The following is a 5,489-nucleotide window of genomic DNA, read 5'->3' on the forward strand; positions in this document are numbered from 1 at the left end:
TTTGATGGCGATGCCGCCGAGGTCGGACCCGGAGAGGTCTTTCAACGATCCGAGGAGTCGACCCATCGGGGTACGAGCTCCCGCAACAATCACAGAACTGGTCACGATTTCCTCCGGCTGCAAAAGAGACATAGTCGTCGGTTCCGTGCGGCCTAAGAGCCAAGTCACATCCCGACGTGTACTCCTCAAACGGTAGCGCTACCGTGAAAGGTATGACACAGACCTCCCCCAGTTCTGCACTCGCGCCTTTGTCCTCCGACCTCGTCGTCGCGATCGATCACGTCGGAATCGCGGTGCCCGATCTCGACGTGGCAATCGCGTGGTACACGCAGCACCTGGGCATGGTGTCGACCCACGAGGAAATCAACGAATCGCAGGGCGTGCGTGAGGCCATGCTCTCCGTCGTCGGCTCCCCCGCCGGATCCACTGCCGTTCAGCTGCTCGCGCCGCTCGACGAGAACTCGACCATTGCCAAGTTCATCGACCGAAGCGGCCCCGGACTCCAGCAGCTCGCCTACCGAGTCACCGACATCGACGCGATCTCCGCCGAGCTTCGCGACCGCGGTGTTCGGTTGCTGTACGACGCTCCCCGACGCGGTACGGCCAACTCCCGCATCAACTTCATTCATCCCAAGGATGCCGGCGGCGTCCTGGTGGAACTGGTCGAACCCGACGCGAGCCACTAGCAGACCCGACTCCAGCTCGTATGCCAGGTAGATTGTCGCCATGGCATACGAGCAGGACCGCGGTTCGATCCAACTTCCGTTCCAGATCGCACGGAAGGGATACGACCGCGACGAGGTACGTAACTACTTCGAGCGATTCGACGCGGAGCTGCGCGTTACAGCAGCCGATCGTGATGCTGCCGCCGCGCAGGCCCGCGATCTTGCCAAGCAGCTCGACGATGCACGCGACGACATCGACGACCTCCGCAAGGACGTCGACCGTCTCTCCGTTCCGCCCACCACTGCGGAGGGCATGAGCGATCGCATCAGCCGCATGCTGCGCCTTGCCTCCGACGAGGCTTCGGAGGTTCGCGCAAAGGCCGAGGCCGACGCAGCCGAGATGACCTCCATCGCCGAACAGGACGGCGCCCGCCTACGTGGGCACTACGAGTCGTTGATCGCCGAGCTCGAGGACCGTCGCAATGCGATGGAAACCATGCACGAGCAGACCATGGCGCAGGCCCGTACCGAAGCCGCCCGGATCGTCGAAGCTGCGCAGGCAGAGCGGGATCGACTGGCTGCCGAGTCCGAGGCCAAGCGCACTCAGATCCGCGAAGACTTCGACATCTCGATGTCGGAGCGCCGCGCCAAGGTCGTCGCCGCCGTCAACGAATTGGAGTCGTCGAGCAAGGCAGAGGCCGAGCGTCGACTCGCCGATGCGTCGCACGAAGCTCAGCGCAGGCTGCAAGCCGCGACGGATCAATCCGAGCGCAAGATCGCTCACGCGAAGGAACTCACCGAAGAACTGCGCGTTCTCCGCGGCCGAATCCTGGCCCAGCTCTTGGGAATTCGCGGACAACTCGATTCGGTTCCGGCCATGCTCGCATCGGTCAATCGCGAGAGCGAACTTCTCGATTCACCGCCTGCTCCGGTCATCGTCGAAGCCGAGGAAGATCTCGAGATCGAAGACAAGAAGGCCGACGCAGATAAGGTCGACGCAGAACCGAGTATCGACGAAGACGACGTTCTCGAGGACTCGGACGAGACGAACACCGCCGAGATCGACACCCGCGCCGTCGAGCAGCGAGCCCAGTCCAGGAACTGACCGGCGCTCAGGACCACCGCCTGGTCAGGCTGCGAGTTCCGCGGCCTGACCAGCACCCGGTGTGCCAGTGCCGACGCTCGTTCGCGCCGCCCGGTTCCGAAGGCCAGGTCACCACGTGTGCGACTCCCGGCCTGATGTCGTGATCACAGCCGGGGCACCGGTAGAACTTCGTCGCGTTGGAGCCGGGTATCGGCCGCACCATGTACATTTCACCGCCCGGCCCTGGCTCCTCCCGGACCAGCGCGCCGCCGAACAACACACCGCTAGGTGACGCCGACTCAGCGCTCGAGTTCTGAGTACGCCGAGGATCCGTTCGACGGGTTTGCTTCGGCGAAGGTTTGCGGCGCGGCATGGTTCGAGTCTAAACAGCGTCAGAAGAGTCGGAACTCGGTGCTTTCGGTGCCGCGCAAGGCCTCGTAGTCCAGGACCAGGCAGCGGATTCCACGATCGTTCGCCAAAGTCTTTGCCTGCGGCTTGATCTGTTGCGCTGCAAAAACTCCCGTGACCGGTGCCAGGAGCGGATCGCGGTTGAGCAACTCCAGGTAGCGCGTCAACTGCTCGACACCGTCGATCTCGCCGCGCCGCTTGATCTCCACCGCCACCGAGGCGCCGTCCGCGTCACGGACCAGAAGGTCGACCGGCCCGATGGCCGTCATGTACTCGCGTCGTACCAGGGTGTAGCCGGGGCCGAGCGTCTCGACATGCTCCGCCAAAAGTTCTTGAAGGTGTGCCTCGACACCGTCCTTGATCAAACCCGGATCGAGACCGAGTTCATACGACGAATCGTGCTCGACCTCTTCGAGAGTGATCCGAAGTTCCTCGCCTGCCTTGTTGGTGACGACCCACAGGACGTCGTCGCCGTCTCCGGTGGTCTCGACCAACCAGCACGGCGGACTCATCCAGTTGAGCGGCTTGTACGCCCGATCGTCGGCATGAATGCTGACCGAGCCGTCGGCCTTGACCAACAGCAGTCGTCTTGCGGTAGGGAGGTGGGAGGTCAGGCGTCCCACATAGTCGACACGGCAACGAGCAATAACTAGGCGCACCGGACCACCCTAAGCGATCATTACGACTACTCTCGACACACTATGCAGCGAAGCCGTGTCCCGAGTGCGCCCCTGGGGTCGTGGCTGCTCGGATCCACCGACGAAAGCCCCAGGCGCCGCCGAATCCGCGTCCAGGCACTACTGACCGCCCCTCTCCTGGTCACCAACCTGATCGGAGCGGTACTGGCGATCGTGCTCGTCGGATTCGTGGTTCCCGGACCCGAGATCATCCACCCCGAATTCGCGTGGATCAACTTCATTGCCGTGCCCGTCTTCATCGGGTGTGTCTTTCTCATCGGACTTCTGTGGGGCACCAAACGGCTGATGCGGGATCTTCGGTGGGCCACCGAGGATCACTCACCGACAGAGCAGAATCAACGCGCGGCGCTGCGCGGGCCGTGGCGACTGACCCGAGTGCAAGCCGTCCTGTGGACGGCCGCGCTCATCACCTTCACGACCATGTACGGAATCGTCGACCCCGACACCATTCCGAAAGTTCTGTTCACCGTGGCTTTCAGCGGTATCACCACATGTGCCTTCTGCTACCTTCTCAGCGAGTTCGCACTCCGCCCGATTGCTGCGCGTGCACTCGAATCCGGAGCACCCCGCAAGGCTGCAGTTCTCGGACTGACCGGCCGGACAATCCTCGTCTGGCTGCTCGGAAGCGGAGTCCCCGTCACCGGCTTGATGCTCGTAGCGGTCTTCAGCTTCATCCGACCCGCTTCGTGGCAAGCACTCGCGACCGCGATCCTCGTCATCGGCGGGATCACACTGTGCGTCGGACTCGGGCTGACGTACATCAACATTCGGTCCGCCGCGGCTCCCATTCGGTCCGTGCGACGAGGCATGGAACAAGTCACCCGTGGTGACCTCACCGCGTCCGTCGTCGTGTACGACGGAACCGAGCTGGGGCTGCTGCAGACCGGCTTCAATCGCATGGCCGAGGGACTGCGCGAACGAGAGCGAATTCGCGACCTCTTCGGGCGCCACGTCGGACACGAGGTTGCCGCAAACGCGGTCCGCCGCAACCCGGAGCTCGGCGGGGAAGAACGTGACGTTGCCGTTCTCTTCGTCGACGTCATCGGTTCGACCACCATCGCGGCCACCAACTCCCCGACCGCGGTGGTCGCTCTACTCAACCGATTCTTCGACGTCATCGTCGACGAGGTCGATGCTCACGGTGGATTCGTCAACAAGTTCGAGGGCGACGCAGCGCTGGCGATCTTCGGAGCGCCGACAACACTCGACGATCATGCCGGCAGTGCACTTGCCGCCGCCCGCAAGATTCAACAGCGCCTGCGTGCCGAAGTTCCGGAAGTAAGCGCGGGAATCGGCGTCGCTGCGGGTATTGCCGTGGCCGGAAACGTCGGTGCGCGAGAAAGATTCGAGTACACCGTCATCGGTGATCCGGTCAACGAAGCAGCGCGCCTGTCGGAGGTCGCCAAGACGGTTCCGGGTAACCTCGCCGCATCCGGACGGGCTGTGGCTGCCGCTGACAGCGCCGAAGCTGCCCACTGGTCGATCACCGAGAACATCACCCTTCGTGGCCGTCTCGAACAGACCGAGCTCGCGATTCCTTGCGACGCCCTGGAGTCCGAGGCCGCACCGGCAGACTCGGTCCCCGTTCAGCCCTGACCTCCAACCCCTGCCCTGCCCTGCCCTGCCCTGCCCTGCCCTGCCCTGCCCTGAGCGAACGGCACTTTCGGTCGATCCAAGGCGACGAACGCCACGTTCGCTCGATGACTTTCCCGCTTCTCGTCGGTCTATATCGGAACAGCGGAAATCCGACGACGCCTGGGAGATGGGTACGACTATGAAACTGACGACCTTTACCATCGTCACTCTCGACGGGGTGATGCAAGGACTCGGTGGGCCGGACGAAGATCGGCGTGGTGGATTCGAGCGCGGCGGGTGGTCCGCGCCGTTGGTGGACGCCGAAGCGATGACTTTCCTCGTCCAGGTCTACCAGCGTGCTGACGCGTTCCTGTTCGGCCGACGCACGTACGACATCTTCGCCGACTATTGGGGTGTGTTCGAGAATCCGGAGGTCAACCCCATTGCTAGCGCCTTGAATTCGCGGCCGAAGTATTTGGCGTCGACGACGCTGACCGATCCGCAATGGAAGAACACGACCGCGCTCACAGGTGACACCGCCACCGCGATCGGCGAACTGAAAGCCAGACCCGGCGGTGAGATTCAGGTGCACGGCAGTGGCAACTTGTGCCGCTGGCTTCTCGCGAACCATCTCGTCGACGAGATGATCCTGCTGATCGCGCCGGTGATCCTAGGCCAGGGCACGCGACTCTTTCCCGACTCCGGACCGGACATCGCACTCGAGCTGGCCGAATCGCGAGCCACTCCAAAGGGTGTGACGATTCAGCGGTATCTGCCTACCGGCCGGCCGAAGTATGCAACAGCCACCGCCGACGGAATCGACTGATCCGGGCAAAGCGCCTGTCGTCATCAGTCTTGCCCCCGCCCCTAATGGTGTGAACGTACCGTTCATCTCGTTAGAAGCGGTGAAAGTGCCGTTCGCTCGAAGACGGGGGCGGGGTGGGGGTGGTTTTGGGGGGTGTTCTTGGGTACGAGAAAGCCCCCCAACCACGAATGGTTGGGGGGCTTGTCGTTAAATTGTGTTCGGCGGTGTCCTACTCTCCCACACCCTGTCGAGTG

The 5,489-nt window shown here is 63.2% G+C and carries 6 protein-coding genes; 4 read left to right on the top strand and 2 right to left on the bottom strand.

Going from position 1 to position 5,489, the window contains the following annotated elements:
• The first annotated feature begins 212 nt into the window (after positions 1–212).
• Positions 213–686 (top strand): methylmalonyl-CoA epimerase, encoded by a 474-nt coding sequence (gene mce, locus ACWF6P_RS31645; RefSeq protein WP_037131968.1) that lies wholly within the window; start codon positions 213–215, stop codon positions 684–686.
• Positions 687–726: 40 nt separating this feature from the next.
• The gene (locus ACWF6P_RS31650; RefSeq protein ID WP_214890771.1) at positions 727–1,770 is read left to right on the top strand and encodes a coiled-coil domain-containing protein; all 1,044 of its coding nucleotides are present in this window, start codon (positions 727–729) and stop codon (positions 1,768–1,770) included.
• Positions 1,771–1,777: 7 nt separating this feature from the next.
• Here the strand turns inward: ACWF6P_RS31650 and ACWF6P_RS31655 are convergent, their stop codons facing one another.
• Positions 1,778–2,122 (bottom strand): ATP/GTP-binding protein, encoded by a 345-nt coding sequence (locus ACWF6P_RS31655; protein ID WP_378537840.1) that lies wholly within the window; start codon positions 2,120–2,122, stop codon positions 1,778–1,780.
• A gap of 19 nt (positions 2,123–2,141) precedes the next feature.
• Positions 2,142–2,816: an endonuclease NucS gene (gene nucS / locus ACWF6P_RS31660; protein ID WP_064444085.1), complete on the bottom strand. Its 675-nt coding sequence runs from the start codon at positions 2,814–2,816 to the stop codon at positions 2,142–2,144.
• 42 nt (positions 2,817–2,858) lie between these two features.
• Between nucS and ACWF6P_RS31665 the strand changes: the two genes are divergently transcribed.
• Together ACWF6P_RS31665 and ACWF6P_RS31670 are read left to right on the top strand one after the other, a co-directional pair.
• Positions 2,859–4,451: an adenylate/guanylate cyclase domain-containing protein gene (locus ACWF6P_RS31665; RefSeq protein WP_452623684.1), complete on the top strand. Its 1,593-nt coding sequence runs from the start codon at positions 2,859–2,861 to the stop codon at positions 4,449–4,451.
• 178 nt (positions 4,452–4,629) lie between these two features.
• Entirely contained in the window at positions 4,630–5,256 is a 627-nt protein-coding gene (locus ACWF6P_RS31670; protein ID WP_452623685.1) for a dihydrofolate reductase family protein, read from the top strand.
• Positions 5,257–5,489: the final 233 nt, after the last annotated feature.

The sequence above is a fragment of the Rhodococcus sp. NPDC055024 genome (genome assembly GCF_053608585.1).

What these genes read in the sequence shown, in the direction of transcription:
- mce (WP_037131968.1), top strand. Translation starts at nt 213, where the DNA reads ATGACACAGACCTCCCCCAGTTCTGCACTCGCGCCTTTGTCCTCCGAC.
- ACWF6P_RS31670 (WP_452623685.1), top strand. Translation starts at nt 4,630, where the DNA reads ATGAAACTGACGACCTTTACCATCGTCACTCTCGACGGGGTGATGCAA.
- ACWF6P_RS31650 (WP_214890771.1), top strand. Translation starts at nt 727, where the DNA reads ATGGCATACGAGCAGGACCGCGGTTCGATCCAACTTCCGTTCCAGATC.
- ACWF6P_RS31655 (WP_378537840.1), bottom strand. Translation starts at nt 2,122, where the DNA reads ATGCCGCGCCGCAAACCTTCGCCGAAGCAAACCCGTCGAACGGATCCT.
- ACWF6P_RS31665 (WP_452623684.1), top strand. Translation starts at nt 2,859, where the DNA reads ATGCAGCGAAGCCGTGTCCCGAGTGCGCCCCTGGGGTCGTGGCTGCTC.